This window comes from Aggregatibacter valvarum, from assembly GCF_980468985.1.
Genome location: NZ_OZ413141.1, coordinates 2,014,634 through 2,030,755, shown reverse-complemented (window position 1 = coordinate 2,030,755; position 16,122 = coordinate 2,014,634). Strand labels below are relative to the sequence as shown.

The window sequence follows — 16,122 nt, the reverse complement described above, 5'->3', positions numbered from 1 at the left end:
GGGGTTTTTGGTTTTTCGGGGGAAGTGGGAATTTGTTTATTGTTTTTATTTCATTGAATAGCCTTTAAGCTTATTTTGAGATTTGTAGTGATGATAAATAATTTGTCTTAAAAGTTAGGTTATTTGTTTAGTGAATAACATTCAGTTAGTATGATGTGATTTAGCATTGGTGAAATATTGGGAATGATGGGGTATCAGTGGTAGACCAATATTGAAGATTATGTTGATGTCTAATTTTTCTGATCTCATCAACATTATTAAGCCTACTACTGATTTCTAATTTTATTGAGACAATGGAACCGTTGAATACTCTACTTTATTTTTGCGTATTCGTTTCATTACAACCATCCTTTCCGTTTGAAATACCAGTATGGCGCAAATGCGGCTAACGCCATTAATCCCAAAGCCATCGGGTAGCCAAATTTAAACCCAAGTTCCGGCATATCATTAAAGTTCATACCGTAGTTGGACGCAACTAATGTCGGTGGTAAGAAAATTACCGACACAACGGAGAAGATTTTGATAATGCGGTTCTGTTCAATATTAATAAAACCCATTGCCGCTTGTAGTAAGAAGTTGACTTTTTGGAACAGTGATTCATTGTGTGGCTGCAAAGATTCAATGTCTCGTAAAATTTCACGCGCCTGTTCTAATTGATTCGCCGGCAAACGTGTTTTGCGTACTAAGAAACTAAGCGCACGTTGTGTATCCATCAAACATAAGCGGACTTTAGAACTGGTGTCTTCTTGTTCCGTTAAGGTTGCTAAGGCTTCATCGAAGGCTTCTCCTTGCGTTCCGTTGAGTATCACGCGGCTTAATTTCTCCAAATCAGCATACACGTTTTCAATGACATCGGCTAATTGCTCAATTTTTGTTTCGAACAAATCGAGCAGCAATTCATAGGAGTTACACTCAATTAAACGCTGATTGCGGGAACGCATACGATATAAACGGAATGCCGGTAATTCACGATCGCGCAAGGTAAATAAACGCCCATCACGAATGGTGAACGCTACGCTTGCCAAATCGGCATAATCGTTTTCATCTTCACAATAAAAGAAAGAGTGTAAGTGCAAACCATCTTCATCTTCAAAAAAACGTGCAGATGCTTCGATATCTTCTAACTCCAAGAAAGAGGCTAAGCTTTGGCCTAAACTTTCTTGTAAGGTTTCCCGCTCTTCTATGGTTGGTTCAATTAAATCAAGCCAAATGGCGGTATTTAATGGCTCAGCAGATTCATCGATGCGAACTAAGCGTGCATCTTCAAGGGCAAAGGCATTTATCATTTTGTCATACTCCCGATTGGACTATGCACAACGCAATGAACAACAATCAAACGAATGATCCTCTACTTTTGCGATCACAAGTGCGGTCGTTTTTATCTGTATTTTCAACGACAAAAAGAAAGCGATAAGGATTAAGAAGTTGCAAATTTTCGTCTGATAGAAAAGATGCCGAAAAAGAGAAAGGTAAATAAAACTTACCAACGAAACCATCGCCGATAAGTGAGAAAGGCGATAGTTACAGTGAAAACTCCGTTCGGTATCGACTGTGACTGTCCAAAGTGTGTGTCCTCATGTTACTAAATCGCGCGCAATGTTACGCTTGAAAAGTGACTTCGTCAAGGCGTTAATTGGAGGTATTTTAGGCACAAAATCTCACTGATAATGCCTCTAATTGCAGCCAAATGTCATCATTAAATTCTTGTTTTGTGCAGCGTTCTATCTTAGCAAGTTGTTGGAAAAAGAGATAAAGTTTACGATAGGTTAAACGTTGTATGGTTTGGCTAAATAATGGACGACGGTTTTGCCATACTTTAAGGCGATCAAAGTGTTCACGTAGTTTAGCTGTTGGCAAAGGATCATCAAGTTTGGTCGGTTGTTCCGGTTTGCTGATCTCTAACAATGTCATCAAATCCCGCTGCAAGGTGCGTAACAAAATAATTGGCTGTACGTCTTCATCTTTTAATCCGATTAAAATGCGGCGGGCGCGGTTGCCTTTGCCGGCAAGCATCGCATCAACCCATTGAAACGGGGTAAATACGGAAGACTGCTCCACTACTGCATTCACACGCGCAAAACTCAATTTGCGATCGGCATAAAGCAAATCCAATAATTGCAAGGCTTGCTTCAGCGCCAGTAAATTATTTTCATAGCTGTAGCACAACAGTTGCACCGCTTCTTCGTCAATACTTAACCCCAAACTTTTTGCCCGATAGCTTACCCAACGTGGCAACTGTTCTACATTTGGCGTTTGACAATTTACCAATACGGCTTCGGGCGCATATTGATTGGCGGCAATAAACCAAGCGTGATTTTCAGTGGCTTTCGTCAGTTTGGTTAGACGAAAAATCGGCAACACATCAGCGTGTAACAAGGAAACGAATTCCAACAGATTTTTCTGCAAAAGTGCGGTCAGATTTTCCGGTAAATCTAAGAGAATGCATTGCTTATTGAAAAATAAGCCCATAGATTGCACACGTTCAAACAACGCATTCCAGTCAGTGGAGGGATTAATTTCCAGCCCCCATTTTTCGTCGAATCCTTGTTTAAACGCAGCTTGTTGAATCGCATCCTGACTTTCAGCCAGTAATAACGGATCTTCACCTACGAGAAAATAAAGCGTCGCGGGCTGACGCACTAATGAGAGAGAAAGCTGTTCAGGAAAAATGCGATTCATTCGTTGCCATGAATTTGGTGCTGTAAGGCCACCATTTTGTTAATTAACTGACGCGCCGCCTGCTCACGCATATCTTGCCAAATCACGTCTTTCTCTGCCGATTTTGCCAATGCCGCACGGGCGTTATCAAAGAATGTTCGATTAACTTTGGTACTGATTGGGAAACTGTCTTTACTTGGTAATTTCACGCTGGCTTCCACTTCTAAAATCAGCTGTTTTTCCGCCTCACGACCTTGTTTGAAAATCGATACCACTTGATCTTTGCTCGAAATTTTATTTAGACGCAATACCGGAACGTCGGTCTTGTCTTCCACTAAATTCACGTTGTTGAGCTGTAACTGACGACGCATGGATAACGCCATATCGCTATAAGGATCGCTACTTTCCAATTTTAACGTTTGTAATTCTTGAGGAATCAGTTTACCGTTTTGAAAGTGAAATCCACAGGCAGAAAGCGCCAACACACCGGCGGACAACCATAAGGTTTTGAGGGGGTTTAGCATAAAATTTACCTTAAAAACCGACCGCACTTTTGCTTTAAGTGCGGTCATTTTTTTGACTAAAAATATGAGGTTATTCTACAAGACTCCACTGTTTTACACTAGCCTTACCTTGTGCGGAAAGTGCGGTGCATTTTTCGAGGGAATTTTACTTCTTAAACGCGCCTAAAATTCCCCGCATAATTTGTTTGGTGATTTGGCTACGGATGTTGCGTCCTACGGCTTTGGCGACGCCGCTGACCAATTCTTCCGTCACAGTCAGTTGCTCACCGCGTTTTTTCGTGCCGAAAATCATGCGGCTAAGGCTACCCATAATGCCGTTTTCTTCTTCCTGCTTGGCTTGTTCCGCTTGTTTTTGCGCCACGGCAGCTAAATCCGCTTGTTGGTTTAACACCTCAAAAGCCGATTCGTTATCCACATAATCTTTATAGAAAGCGTATAAATCGTCGTCTTTTACCCAAGCGGTGCGTTGTTCGGCGGTAATCGGCGCTAATTGGCTTTTCGGTGGAAAAATGTAAGCAATTTCTACCGGTGTCGGCATGCCCTTTTCATCTAAGAACGAGACTAATGCCTGGCCTACGCCGAGTGTTGAAATGGTTTCAACCACGTTTATGTTCGGGTTGGAGCGGAAGGTTTCCGCGGCCGATTTCACGGCTTTTTGATCGCGTGGCGTAAAGGCGCGCAAGGCGTGTTGTACGCGGTTGCCTAATTGACCGAGCACGGTATCCGGTAAGTCCAACGGGTTTTGGGTCACGAAATAAATGCCCACGCCTTTAGAACGAATCAAACGCACGACCTGCTCTACTTTATCCACCAATATGCTTGGTGCACCGTCAAACAGTAAATGTGCTTCGTCAAAGAACATCACGAATTTCGGTTTGTCGGGATCGCCCACTTCCGGCAATTGTTCAAACAATTCTGCCATTAACCAAAGCAAGAACGCGCTGTACATGCGTGGGGAGTTAATTAATTTTTCCGAATTAAGCACATTGATGACGCCGCGGCCGTCACGGGTTTGTAACCAGTCATCTAAGTTAAGTGCCGGTTCACCGAATAAATTTGCCGCGCCTTCGTTTTCTAAGGTTAATAAGGCACGTTGAATGGCGCCAACGCTGGCGGCCGACACGTTGCCATATTCCACTTGGAAGGTTTTGGCATTTTCCGCCACATATTTCAACATCGCACGCAGGTCTTTTAAGTCGATAAGCAATAAGCCTTTGTCATCGGCCACACGGAACACGAGGTTAAGCAAGCCTTCTTGCGTCGCGTTGAGATTTAATAAACGGGAGAGCAACAACGGCCCCATTTCGGAAATGGTAGTACGGAGCGGAATGCCGGTTTCGCCGAACACATCCCAGAAGGAGACTGGGTAGCCGCTCAAATAGCTTTCACCACCTAAATTGAATTGTTCAATACGCTCAGCAATTTTGCCTTGCATCACACCCGGCTGTACTAAGCCGGAAAGGTCGCCTTTCACATCCACTAAAAACACCGGCACGCCGTCGTCACTAAAGGCTTCCGCCATTTTGCGTAATGTCACGGTTTTCCCTGTACCGGTGGCGCCGGCAATTAAACCGTGGCGGTTGGCCATTTTCGCGGTAATACCAAGTTGTTGGTTTTGGCTGGTTTGGGCGAGTAAATATTGCATATTTTGTTGTTCCTAATTGATTGCGTATTAAGCGAGGCATGATATTTAAAAAACACAGTGTGGTCAAAAATTTCAGTGTTTTTACGTTATAATCAGCCACATTTTATTAGTTTATTGATTTATTCGCGTGATTTGGAGTGAGGTATGTCAAAAGCAGAAGTTTTAATCATAAAAATTGGGGAAGTTGCACAATTGACCTTTTCCGATGGATCGCAATATGAAAGTGCGATTCGTAAGCAGCCGGTCGCGTCGGTGAAAATTCATGCGTTGGGTGCGGAAGGCAATGATGTTGGGTTAAAAGCGCATCACGGCGGGCCGGATAAAGCCTTATTTTTTATGTCTGACGTGTCTTTTCCGGCATTAAATGCCTTATTAGGCGAAAATTTTACTTACGATAATACGGCAATTTATGGCGAAAATTTTGTGGTATCGGGATTTAATGAAGATTCTGTATGCGTGGGCGATCGATTTCAAATCGGTTCGGTGCTATTGGAAGTGTCTCAACCGCGTAAACCTTGCGAACGTTTGTCGAAAAATACCGAAAATGAAAATACGCAGAAAATTGTGCATCAATCAGGTTGGACGGGCTGGTATGTTCGCGTAATTGAAACCGGCGAGATTCACAAGGGCGATGAGATAATTTTGCAACAGCGTCCGTATCCGCAATTTACCATTCGTTATTTAAATCGTTTATTATCCGATAAACCGAGCATGGCGGAATTGGAACAAGCCCTGGCTATTGAAGAATTAGCCCCGGCATTTAAGCGTTCGTTAAATTCAAAACTGATGAAATTACAAGAAAAACAGAGCTAAATATGACCGCACTTTTAGATTCAGCTTGCCCTTGTCAGTCAAATAAATCCTATGAGGACTGTTGTGGGCGTTTCCATGCACATACGCAATTCCCTGAAACCGCTGAGCAGCTCATGCGTTCCCGTTATGCCGCTTATGTGCTGAAAAATGTGTCTTATATTGTGGAAACTACCGTGCCGAGCCAACAGGCGTTACTCAACGTACAGGCCATTCAAACTTGGGCGGAGGAAACGCAATGGCTGGGATTGCAAATTTTGAATACGGAAAGCTTAACGAAAAACCAAAGTGCGGTGGAATTTCACGCCGTTTTTCAAGGTGAGGAGGGGGAACAATCTCATCATGAGCGGTCGATTTTTGTGAAAATTGATGAGCGCTGGTATTTTGTTGATCCAACAGTGCCGTTGCCGACGATGAAACAACCTTGCGTGTGTGGTTCCGGCAAAAAATTTAAGCATTGTTGCGGAGGCTTTTTATGAGTGAGTGGAAAACGTTTGGTACGATCTTTTGGCAGCGTTTTAATCAGAATAAATTAACCCAAGCCGCCGGTTATTTAACGTACAGCACCATGCTTGCCATTGTGCCGTTGATTATGGTGGTGTTTTCTATTTTCTCGGCATTTCCGGTGTTTAATGAAGTAACCGGTGCTTTGAAAGAGTTTATTTTCACCAATTTTGCCCCGTCGGCAAGCGACATGGTGGGACAGTACATTGATGAATTTGTGAATAATTCCAAAAAAATGAGTGCGGTGGGGATTATCAGTTTGATTGTCGTGGCACTGATGTTGATTAATTCCATCGATCGTACGCTAAACAGTATTTGGCATGACAACGGCACTCGGCCAATTTTCACCTCTTTTGCGATTTATTGGTTGATTCTTACACTTGGTCCGTTGTTAGTTGGCGCCAGTATTGCCGCCAGTGCCTATGTAAAAACCATGTTTGAGAGCGCGTCAAACTTTTCTTTCGGTTTAAAACTCTTGAGTTTTGTGCCGTTTTTATCCACGTGGTTTATTTTTACCCTGATTTACATGGTGGTACCGAATAAGAAAGTTAGTATTAAACATTCCGCCGCAGGTGCGCTGATTGCTGCTGTGTTTTTTACGTTGGGTAAGCAAGCTTTTGCTTGGTACATCGTGACGTTCCCGTCTTATCAATTAATTTATGGCGCCATGGCTACCTTACCAATCATGTTGTTATGGATTCAGTTAAGCTGGACGGTTGTGTTACTCGGTGCACAATTAGCCGCAGTGTTGGCCGAAGTGCGGTCGGAAAAAATGATGAATTTGGAACAAAGTGAGGAAACAAAATGATCGCATTAATTCAACGTGTCTCCAGTGCGAAAGTAGAAGTTGACGGTGAAATCGTTGGGCAGATTGGCAAAGGTCTGCTGGTGCTGTTGGGCGTGGAAAAGGATGATGACCGACAAAAGGCAGATGAGTTGGCGGAGAAAGTCCTGAATTATCGTGTTTTCAGCGATGCAGATGACAAGATGAATTTGAACGTGCAACAAGTGGCTGGCGAAGTCTTGGTGGTGTCGCAATTTACGTTGGTGGCGGATACACAAAAAGGGCTTCGTCCGAGCTTTTCTAAAGGCGCAACACCATCGTTAGCAAACGAACTTTATGAATATTTTGCACAAAAGTGCGGTGAAAAAGTAAAGGTGGAATGCGGCCGATTTGCAGCGGATATGCAAGTGAGTCTAGTCAATGAGGGGCCGGTAACGTTTTGGTTGCAGGCATAAATTTAAATAAAATGAAGGAAATATTATGAATACAATGCAATTTTTACTGTCAACCGTCATCAGTATTTACGGTTTTATTTTCGTTTTGCGCGCGTGGTTTCAGATTGCCAAGGTGGATTTTTATCATCCGCTTTCTCAGGCGTTAGTCAAAGTAACGCAGCCCGTGTTAAATGTTTTAGGGAAATTTGCGCCTACGGTGAAAGGTGTGAATCTTGCCGCATTGCTTGCCTGTTTTATTTTGGGCGTAGGGAAATTAGCGGTTATTCAGTTTTTAGATATGGCAGAGGCCTCACTTGTCGCTTATGTCATCGTTGGTATCTTGAATGTGATACATGCCGTGGGGGAAGCGATTTTTTATGTGTTATTGATTAGCGCGATAATGAGTTGGTTTAATCGTTCGCCTAACGCCATGCAATATATGTTGTATCAGTTGAGTGAGCCTTTATTGCGCCCGATTCGCAAACTGTTGCCGAATACCGGCATGATTGATTTCTCACCGATGGTCGTGGTATTCGTTCTATTCTTTGCCAACAAAGTGTTGTATGACGTATTTGGTCAACTTTGGGCTATTGCCGCATTATAGACGGGGGAAACATGGCAGTAACCTGTATAGGCAATGATTTGCGATTGGTGATTTTTCTACAGCCTAAAGCGGCGCAAGATAAAATCGTCGGATTGCATAACGGTGAGTTAAAGGTTTGTATCACGGCACCGCCGATAGAAGGACAGGCGAATGCGCATTTGCTGAAATTCCTCAGTAAATTATTTAAAGTGCCGAAAAGTACGATTGTTTTGGAAAAAGGCGAGTTAAGTCGTCATAAGCAAGTTCTCATTCCTTCGCCGAAAGTCATTCCAAAGGAAATTGAAAGCCTGCTCCCCAAATAAGCCGATAAGAGAGAATCGTAAGGCGTGCTATGAAGATGGCAAGTCAATGTGGATTCCTATGAAAATGAGGGAGTCGCTTTATTTTATGGCGATATTTTGCTATCCTTACGCCTACTTTTGGGGCTGATCTTGGATTCGACGGGATTAGCGAAGCCCGAGGTGCACGTCGAGGTGCGGTAGGCCTCGTAAATAAACCGCAAAAAAATAGTCGCAAACGACGAACAATACGCTTTAGCAGCTTAATAACCTGCTCATAGCCTTCGCTCCCCAGCTTCTGCTCGTAAGACGGGGATAAAGCGGAGTCAAACCCAAACGAGATCGTGTGGACGCCGCCGTTTGAGGATCGAAGCATTAAATGGAATCAAACTAGCTTAATTATCGCGTGTCTGTCCGCAGGGTTAAGCGAATCTCAAAGACTGACTAAACGTGTAGTACTAACGGTAGAGGAATTCCGGACGGGGGTTCAACTCCCCCCAGCTCCACCACAAAACAAACCTATCAAGTCCTATGAAAGACGTTAAAGCCTTGAAAATATTCATTTCAAGGCTTTTTTATTATCCTTTAAAACTTATCAATACATTAAGTTTTAGTAACACCGATAGTAACACTATGACAAAATAACTTAAGCCGATGTTACTACAAGCATTAAGAGTCTTATGCTACAAGGCTTTTACCGCTTTTTATATTTCTTAAATGACAGGTGATTCCGCACTGACCTCAAGGGCTTTTTTATATCCTAAGCGTTCCTATCCAATCCTATAAAATCCTTGAGTTTGTGTTATTGGTTTCGTGCATTTTTCTGAGTTTTGCCAGTATTCAAAATTTTCTGCCTTTTCTTTATCCTGCCTTGTGTTTTCAGTATAATGAGGCATATTTTTAACCCTTCAATTTATAGAATCAATTATGACAAAATTTAATGTAAAAACTTTCCAAGGCATGATTCTTGCCTTACAAGAATACTGGGCGAACCAAGGCTGCACCATTGTGCAACCCTTTGATATGGAAGTGGGCGCCGGTACCTCTCACCCGATGACCGCATTACGCGCGTTGGGTCCGGAACCGATGGCGTTTGCTTATGTGCAACCTTCACGCCGTCCGACCGATGGTCGCTATGGCGAAAACCCAAACCGTTTACAGCATTACTACCAATTCCAAGTGGTGATTAAACCCTCTCCGGACAATATTCAAGAATTATATTTAGGTTCCCTTGAAATGCTTGGTTTTGACCCGACCAAAAACGACATTCGTTTTGTAGAAGATAACTGGGAAAACCCAACCTTAGGCGCATGGGGCTTGGGCTGGGAAGTATGGTTAAACGGCATGGAAGTGACTCAATTTACCTATTTCCAACAAGTGGGCGGCTTAGAATGTAAACCGGTTACCGGCGAAGTGACTTACGGTTTAGAGCGTTTGGCGATGTACATTCAAGGCGTGGATTCTGTATATGACTTAGTTTGGTCCGACGGTCCGCTTGGCAAAACCACTTATGGCGATGTGTTCCATCAAAACGAAGTGGAACAATCCACCTACAATTTTGAATATGCCGACACCGATTTCTTATTCCATTGTTTCGATCAATATGAAAAAGAAGCGAAAAGCTTATTGGAATTAGAGCGTCCGCTGCCATTGCCGGCTTACGAGCGCATTTTAAAAGCGGCACACAGTTTCAACTTGTTAGACGCGCGCAAAGCGATTTCCGTTACGGAGCGTCAACGCTACATTTTACGCATTCGTGCGTTAACCAAAGGTGTGGCAGAAGCCTATTATGCCAGCCGTGAAGCCTTAGGCTTCCCGGGTTGTAAAAAATAAAGCGAAAAGTCACCGCACTTTATGTGTTAACAGGACGATAGATATAAGGAGAACATCATGAAAGATTTTCAATACCCGGACGATATTTACACCGAAGCGGAACCGGATGTAAACACGCTGGCAAATTTAGGACCTTTAGCGCCGATGGCGGGAATTTGGGAGGGCAAGCGCGGTTTGGATATCAATCCAAAGGCGGAAGGGCCGGAGAAAGATCCTTATATCGAACATTACGAGTTGCAACCGATTGATGCACAAACTAATGGTCCACAACTGTATTACGGCTTACGTTATCACACGCGGATTGTGCAGCCGGATGAAGTGGAAACCTTTCACGATCAAGTGGGCTATTGGTTATGGGAACCTGCAACCGGCACGATTTCTTTGTCGTTAAGTATTCCACGTGGACAAAGCCTGATTGCCACCGGTCATGCCGCACCGGATGCGAAAGAATTTACGCTAAAAGCTGTGCGTGGATCTCTAACGAATGGCATTATCTCAAATCCGTTTATTGAGCAATCTTTCACCACAGAACGTTATGAGATTACGGTAAAAATTCATGAGGATGGCACGTGGTCTTACGATCAAATTACCACAATGATTATCCCAAATTACGACAAGCCGTTTGAGCATCGTGATCGTAACCGCCTAACCAAAATCGGCGAACCAACACCAAATCCGACCGCACTTGCTGTGGCAAATAAAGAATAAGGAGTCGTGATGAAACCAATTCTTTATTATGCCGAGCAATGCCCTGATACTGCACCGTTTGTGGCGGAGTTAAAACGCCTCGGTGTGGAATATGAAGAGGTGGAAGTGTTGTCTTCTATTCCGAACTTAAAACAATTTCTACGTCTGCGTGACAATCATGCAGAGTTCGATGCGGTGAAAGCCAAAGGCTACGCGGGTTTTCCTGCGTTATTACTGGAAGACGGTCGGGTCATTTTAGATGAAACCCAATTAAAAGCGATTTTTGCCTGAGGTAAAACAACGCCTAAGTGCGGTCGATTTCAGGTAAGTCATGGCGAGGTGATTCGTTACGCCATGTTTGATATTTACGAAATATTTTCTAATCGGCGATGATGCTTTGATGTTCCCCCATCATCGGTTTAACCCCAACCATTTAGTTTATTTGAGCCCATTTTATGCAAAAGACAACTTTCAAACCCAAGTTCATCGCTGCGTTTGTCGCATTGAACCTAAGCCCAATGGCCTTCGCCGGACAAGTTTATTCCGGCGTGGATTATCAATATTTTCGTGATTTTGCCGAGAATAAAGGTAAGTTTACGCCCGGTGCGCAAAATATAGAGGTGGTGAATAAAAAAGGCGAATCTATCGGCACCATGATGCAAAACGCGCCGATGATAGATTTTTCGGTGGTTAGCCGTAATGGTGTGGCAGCGCTGGTGGGCGATCAATATATCGTTAGCGTGGCACATAATGTGGGTTATAGCGGTGTTGACTTTGGCATGGAGGGCAGTAACCCCGATCAGCACCGATTCGGTTATAACATCGTTAAACGACATAATTATAAAAACGACTCCACTCACCCTTACATGACGGACTATCATAACCCTCGTTTAACCAAATTTGTCACAGAAGCCGCACCGATAGAAATGGTGTCAAATATGCAAGGCAACACCTATGGGGATTTAGAAAAGTATCCGATGCGGGTGCGAATTGGTAGCGGTCGGCAAGTCGTGCGTGATGCTCAGGACAAGGATACAGAGGTTTCAGGCGCATACCACTACAGAACCGCAGGCAATACCTTTATGCAAGGCTGGGCGAACAATGGTGAGGTCAGTTTAAGCGGTGATGTGCGTTATCCGAATCAATATGGTCCGTTACCCATTTCAGGTTCTGGCGGTGATAGTGGTTCCCCGATGTTTATTTACGATAAAACCGCAGGAAAATGGCTGTTAAATGGCGTATTGCGTAGCGGACACCCTTATCAAGGCAAAGAAAATACCTATCAAATTGCACGTAAGAATTATTTGGATGAAATCATTGCAAGAGATTTGGTCACGGTATTTGAACTTACCGCAGCGTCTTATGATTGGGCAACAGACGGCAATGGCAGTGGTACCTTAACCAAAGACGGTAGAGTCGCTGCAAATACTCCGCTTGCCAATGACAGCCTAGCTTCTTCGGGGAGTGATGAAGCCTTTGGATATGGTGGACCAAACCCTTATATGCCGGCACTTCATCACGGTAAAAACATTTACTTTGGAAATATGGAAAACGGCACAGTAACCCTGAAAAATAATATCGATCAGGGTGCCGGCGGCTTGACTTTCGAAGGGGATTTTGTGGTTCAGCCTAATGCGGATGAAACCTGGAAAGGTGCTGGTGTTTCAGTAAGCGAAGGCAGTACCGTCACATGGAAAATTAAAAATCCGGCAGGCGATCGCTTGTCTAAAATTGGACAAGGCACGTTATTGGTCAATGGCAAAGGTGAAAACCTTGGCGATATTAGCGTGGGAGATGGCCTTGTTGTCTTGAATCAACAAGCAGACGAGCAAAACAAAAAACAAGCCTTTAATCAATTAGGCATTGTGAGCGGTCGCCCAACGGTGAAATTAGAAAGTGACGACCAAGTCAATCCGAACAATATTTATTTCGGCTTCCGTGGTGGACGTTTAGATCTTAACGGTCATTCACTTACCTTTAACCGCATTCAAAATACCGATGAAGGCGCACAAATTGTTAATCATAACAAAGACGCTGAATCTACCGTTAAAATTTTGGGTAATGCACAAATTGCTGATGAGAAAAACATTAACCAATCCAAAGCGACAGCGTTTAACGGTTGGTTTGGTGAAACCAATGCGGCACTTCATAACGGCCGATTAAATCTCAGGTATCAACCTAAACACGCAGGCAGCGTCTTTTTATTGTCGGGTGGTACTAATTTAAATGGCGATATTACGCAAGAAAGCGGCACGTTAGTTTTTAGCGGTCGCCCAACGCCTCATGCCTATAACCACTTGAATCAACCTGCGCTCATTGGGCGACCACAAGGCGAAGTGGTACAAGATGATGATTGGTTAAATCGCACATTCAAAGCCGATAATTTCATCATTAATGATGGAAGTGCGGTCGTTTCTCGGAATGTTTCTGAGATAAGTGGTAATTGGCAATTAAGCAAAGATGCCAAGGCGACATTAGGCGTGACCGACAAACAGGCAAATTTCATTTGCGCACGCTCTGACTGGACGGGGCTGACGAAATGTGATAATCAAACCTTGTCGGATAAAGCTTTTCGTAGCATTGAACGGACGAAAATCAAGGGATCGCTCAGTGCGTCTGATAGTGCGACTTTACTTGTTCAAGGGCTGGCCGATGTGGTTGGTAGCGTCATGTTAAGTGGATTCAGCCGATATCATTTAACCCATAATGCCACCCAAACCGGTATGCTTCATGTTAATGATCGCGCGGTAGCAACGGTGGACAACGCCACTTTGGCAGGGGATGTATGGCTTTCGGATATTACCACCTTCAACCTTGTGAACACTCGCTTCACTCACCAAATTCGAGGAAGTAAACACACATCGGTGTCGTTGTCAGACAATGCGCACTGGACGTTGCCGGAGAGCACAAGGGTAGGTAATTTAAGCCTTGATAACAGCCAAATTACGTTAAATCCGGATTTTACGACACAAAAGGATAATCAAACGTTTAACACGCTAGAAGTGTTGGGGGATCTCGACGGAAATGGCACCATTAATTACCGCACTTATTTGCAGGAAAATAAAGGCGACCACGTCATTGTACGAGGCAAAGCGGCAGGGAATTTCGTATTAAATGTGCGTAACACCGGTGCAGAACCACAAAACTTGGCACAGCTTAGCTTACTGGAATTAAATAATCCTGCGCAATCTGACGATGTCAATGTTTCTTTAGCCAATGGCAGTGTGGATGCCGGGGCATACCGTTATGAACTCAGAAATGACGATTTTGATTATCGACTCTACAATCCTAAAAAAGAAAAAGAGCTCGCTGATCAAGAACGCATTGCGGAAGAAAAACGTAAAGCAGACGAAGCGGCACGCTTAGCGGAAGAAAAACGCAAAGCCGATGAAGCAGCACGCCTAGCAGAAGAAAAACGTAAAGCTGAAGAAGCAGCACGCTTAGCGGAAGAAAAACGTAAAGCCGATGAAGCTGCTCGTTTAGCGGAAGAAAAACGCAAAGCAGAAGAAGCCGCCCGTCTAGCGGAAGAAAAACGTAAAGCAGAAGAAGCGGCGCGCTTAGCCGAGGAAAAACGTAAAGCCGATGAAGCGGCACATTTAGCCGAAGAGAAACGCAAAGCGGAAGAAGCGGCACGTTTAGCCGAAGAGAAACGCAAAGCGGAAGAAGCCGCACGTCTAGCAGAAGAAAAACGCAAAGCCGAAGAAGCAGCTCGCTTAGCCGAAGAAAAACGTAAAGCCGATGAAGCTGCTCGTTTAGCGGAAGAGAAACGCAAAGCCGAAGAGGCGGCTCGTTTAGCAGAAGAGAAACGCAAAGCGGACGAAGCCGCTCGTCTAGCGGAAGAGAAACGTAAAGCCGATGAAGCCGCACGTTTAGCGGAAGAAAAACGCAAAGCAGAAGAAGCCGCCCGTCTAGCGGAAGAGAAACGTAAAGCCGATGAAGCCGCACGTTTAGCCGAAGAAAAACGCAAAGCCGAAGAGGCGGCTCGCTTAGCGGAAGAAAAACGCAAAGCGGAAGAAGCGGCGCGTTTAGCGGAAGAAAAACGTAAAGCAGAAGAAGCCGCCCGTCTAGCGGAAGAGAAACGTAAAGCCGATGAAGCCGCACGTTTAGCCGAAGAAAAACGCAAAGCGGAAGAAGCGGCGCGCTTAGCGGAAGAAAAACGAAAAGCCGAAGAAGCCGCCCGTTTAGCGGAAGAAAAACGTAAAGCCGATGAAGCAGCACGTTTAGCGGAAGAAAAACGTAAAGCAGAAGAAGCCGCCCGTCTAGCGGAAGAGAAACGTAAAGCCGATGAAGCCGCACGTTTAGCCGAAGAAAAACGCAAAGCGGAAGAAGCAGCGCGCTTAGCCGAAGAAAAGCGTAAAGCCGAAGAAGTGGCTCGTTTAGCGGAAGAGAAACGCAAAGCGGAAGAAGCTGCACGTCTAGCCGAAGATAAACGCAAAGCAGAGGAAGCTGCGCGTGCCGTTAAGCAAAAAGACATGATCAGCCGTTATTCCAACAGCGCATTGTCCGAACTTTCAGCAACGGCAAATAATGTCTTGTTTGTACTGGATGAATTGAATAAACAACTGGTGTCAAATGATACTGCGTCTGTATGGGTCAATACGTCGAATCGCTCTCGTCGTTATGGCTCAGATGATTTCCGTAGCTACAAACAAGAAACGCATTTAACCCAACTTGGCGCACAACACATTGACGATAATTATCGTCTTGGTTTGTTGTTCTCTCATGCTCGAGCAAACAATACCTTTGATGATAACATCGGCAGCAAAAATCGTCTGACCATGTTGTCGGCTTTCGGTAAATACGATTTTGCTAACGGCTTGAATATCTTTGCCGATATGAGCTATGGTTCAAGTGCGGGTGAAATTCGTGGTGAATTGCAAGACGCAGATATCCAACGCCATATTGTGGCATTGGGTGCTGGGGTAGGTTACCAACTGAAATTAGGCAAATTGGCGTTTAAACCGAATGCAAGCGTACATCGTTACCATATTTCAAGTGAGGATTATCAATACGATCAATCTCGAATTCATACGCCGTCCGCGAATTTTAATGTTTACCAAGCCGGTGTTACGGTGGATTACACCTTTGGCCCATGGGCAGGTGTCATGCTTCGTCCGTCCGTGAGCGTCAATTATGTGGATGCCTCCGATTCCAAGCTTGCCGTACAGGTGAATCAAATACCGTTGATGCAACGTTTTGATCGTTATTGGCAGCAAGAAATCGGTTTAAGTGCCGGTTTTGGTGGCTGGCAGGTTGGCGGTTATGCTGCCCAATCTCGCGGCAAACAGTTGGATAAACAACATCAGTTTGGTTTGAAAGTCGGGTATCGTTGGTAAAGCCGTTGAACCCGACAAATACAAA

Annotated in this window: 14 protein-coding genes and 1 other RNA gene; 11 read left to right on the top strand and 4 right to left on the bottom strand. The window is 44.3% G+C overall.

The genetic code is table 11. The features are described 5' to 3' along the window. Positions 1 to 338: 338 nt before the first annotated feature. The 4 genes from corA to AC30SF_RS09740 all read right to left on the bottom strand — a co-directional run bounded on the left by corA (position 339) and on the right by AC30SF_RS09740 (position 4,827). Positions 339 to 1,286 carry a magnesium/cobalt transporter CorA gene (gene corA / locus AC30SF_RS09755; protein ID WP_021616961.1) on the bottom strand — a complete coding sequence of 316 codons (948 nt, stop codon included), beginning with the start codon at positions 1,284 to 1,286 and terminating at the stop codon, positions 339 to 341. A gap of 358 nt (positions 1,287 to 1,644) precedes the next feature. Further along, complete coding sequence (gene holA, locus AC30SF_RS09750) at positions 1,645 to 2,679, bottom strand: DNA polymerase III subunit delta (protein WP_489608287.1); 1,035 nt, start codon at positions 2,677 to 2,679, stop codon at positions 1,645 to 1,647. Then, positions 2,676 to 3,182 carry an LPS assembly lipoprotein LptE gene (lptE, locus tag AC30SF_RS09745; RefSeq protein ID WP_489608286.1) on the bottom strand — a complete coding sequence of 169 codons (507 nt, stop codon included), beginning with the start codon at positions 3,180 to 3,182 and terminating at the stop codon, positions 2,676 to 2,678. Before lptE ends, holA begins: the two co-directional genes overlap by 4 nt. Positions 3,183 to 3,327: 145 nt before the next feature. After that, entirely contained in the window at positions 3,328 to 4,827 is a 1,500-nt protein-coding gene (locus AC30SF_RS09740; protein ID WP_489608285.1) for a helicase HerA-like C-terminal domain-containing protein, read from the bottom strand. Between the two features lie 144 nt (positions 4,828 to 4,971). On the opposite strand from AC30SF_RS09740, the gene AC30SF_RS09735 reads away from it, so the two are divergent. The 11 genes from AC30SF_RS09735 to AC30SF_RS09685 all read left to right on the top strand — a co-directional run bounded on the left by AC30SF_RS09735 (position 4,972) and on the right by AC30SF_RS09685 (position 16,097). Next, on the top strand, positions 4,972 to 5,640 hold the full coding sequence (locus AC30SF_RS09735) for an MOSC domain-containing protein (protein WP_489608284.1): 669 nt from the start codon (positions 4,972 to 4,974) through the stop codon (positions 5,638 to 5,640). 2 nt (positions 5,641 to 5,642) lie between these two features. Beyond that, complete coding sequence (locus tag AC30SF_RS09730) at positions 5,643 to 6,116, top strand: YchJ family protein (RefSeq protein WP_489608283.1); 474 nt, start codon at positions 5,643 to 5,645, stop codon at positions 6,114 to 6,116. Continuing rightward, positions 6,113 to 6,949 carry a virulence factor BrkB family protein gene (locus AC30SF_RS09725; RefSeq protein WP_489608282.1) on the top strand — a complete coding sequence of 279 codons (837 nt, stop codon included), beginning with the start codon at positions 6,113 to 6,115 and terminating at the stop codon, positions 6,947 to 6,949. The genes AC30SF_RS09730 and AC30SF_RS09725 overlap by 4 nt, the downstream gene beginning before the upstream one ends. Continuing rightward, positions 6,946 to 7,380: a D-aminoacyl-tRNA deacylase gene (gene dtd, locus AC30SF_RS09720; protein WP_489608281.1), complete on the top strand. Its 435-nt coding sequence runs from the start codon at positions 6,946 to 6,948 to the stop codon at positions 7,378 to 7,380. Before AC30SF_RS09725 ends, dtd begins: the two co-directional genes overlap by 4 nt. A 25-nt stretch (positions 7,381 to 7,405) precedes the next feature. Continuing rightward, entirely contained in the window at positions 7,406 to 7,963 is a 558-nt protein-coding gene (locus AC30SF_RS09715; protein ID WP_489608280.1) for a YggT family protein, read from the top strand. An 11-nt stretch (positions 7,964 to 7,974) separates the two neighbouring features. After that, positions 7,975 to 8,265, top strand: coding sequence for a DUF167 family protein YggU (yggU, locus tag AC30SF_RS09710; protein WP_489608279.1), 291 nt, complete (start codon positions 7,975 to 7,977; stop codon positions 8,263 to 8,265). A gap of 119 nt (positions 8,266 to 8,384) precedes the next feature. Further along, positions 8,385 to 8,750, top strand: a transfer-messenger RNA (tmRNA) gene (gene ssrA / locus AC30SF_RS09705). A gap of 415 nt (positions 8,751 to 9,165) precedes the next feature. Continuing rightward, positions 9,166 to 10,074, top strand: a complete 909-nt coding sequence (gene glyQ / locus AC30SF_RS09700; protein ID WP_048749789.1) for a glycine--tRNA ligase subunit alpha — start codon at positions 9,166 to 9,168, stop codon at positions 10,072 to 10,074. 57 nt (positions 10,075 to 10,131) lie between these two features. After that, positions 10,132 to 10,782, top strand: a complete 651-nt coding sequence (locus AC30SF_RS09695; protein ID WP_489608278.1) for an FABP family protein — start codon at positions 10,132 to 10,134, stop codon at positions 10,780 to 10,782. A 9-nt stretch (positions 10,783 to 10,791) separates the two neighbouring features. Next, positions 10,792 to 11,052, top strand: a complete 261-nt coding sequence (locus AC30SF_RS09690) for a hypothetical protein (RefSeq protein WP_021616977.1) — start codon at positions 10,792 to 10,794, stop codon at positions 11,050 to 11,052. Between the two features lie 164 nt (positions 11,053 to 11,216). Beyond that, positions 11,217 to 16,097 (top strand): S6 family peptidase, encoded by a 4,881-nt coding sequence (locus tag AC30SF_RS09685; RefSeq protein WP_489608277.1) that lies wholly within the window; start codon positions 11,217 to 11,219, stop codon positions 16,095 to 16,097. The last annotated feature ends 25 nt before the right edge of the window (positions 16,098 to 16,122 follow it).

Coding starts and splice junctions, on each gene's coding strand:
- corA (WP_021616961.1), bottom strand. CDS start 1,286: ATGATAAATGCCTTTGCCCTTGAAGATGCACGCTTAGTTCGCATCGAT.
- holA (WP_489608287.1), bottom strand. CDS start 2,679: ATGAATCGCATTTTTCCTGAACAGCTTTCTCTCTCATTAGTGCGTCAG.
- lptE (WP_489608286.1), bottom strand. CDS start 3,182: ATGCTAAACCCCCTCAAAACCTTATGGTTGTCCGCCGGTGTGTTGGCG.
- AC30SF_RS09740 (WP_489608285.1), bottom strand. CDS start 4,827: ATGCAATATTTACTCGCCCAAACCAGCCAAAACCAACAACTTGGTATT.
- AC30SF_RS09735 (WP_489608284.1), top strand. CDS start 4,972: ATGTCAAAAGCAGAAGTTTTAATCATAAAAATTGGGGAAGTTGCACAA.
- AC30SF_RS09730 (WP_489608283.1), top strand. CDS start 5,643: ATGACCGCACTTTTAGATTCAGCTTGCCCTTGTCAGTCAAATAAATCC.
- AC30SF_RS09725 (WP_489608282.1), top strand. CDS start 6,113: ATGAGTGAGTGGAAAACGTTTGGTACGATCTTTTGGCAGCGTTTTAAT.
- dtd (WP_489608281.1), top strand. CDS start 6,946: ATGATCGCATTAATTCAACGTGTCTCCAGTGCGAAAGTAGAAGTTGAC.
- AC30SF_RS09715 (WP_489608280.1), top strand. CDS start 7,406: ATGAATACAATGCAATTTTTACTGTCAACCGTCATCAGTATTTACGGT.
- yggU (WP_489608279.1), top strand. CDS start 7,975: ATGGCAGTAACCTGTATAGGCAATGATTTGCGATTGGTGATTTTTCTA.
- AC30SF_RS09695 (WP_489608278.1), top strand. CDS start 10,132: ATGAAAGATTTTCAATACCCGGACGATATTTACACCGAAGCGGAACCG.
- AC30SF_RS09690 (WP_021616977.1), top strand. CDS start 10,792: ATGAAACCAATTCTTTATTATGCCGAGCAATGCCCTGATACTGCACCG.
- AC30SF_RS09685 (WP_489608277.1), top strand. CDS start 11,217: ATGCAAAAGACAACTTTCAAACCCAAGTTCATCGCTGCGTTTGTCGCA.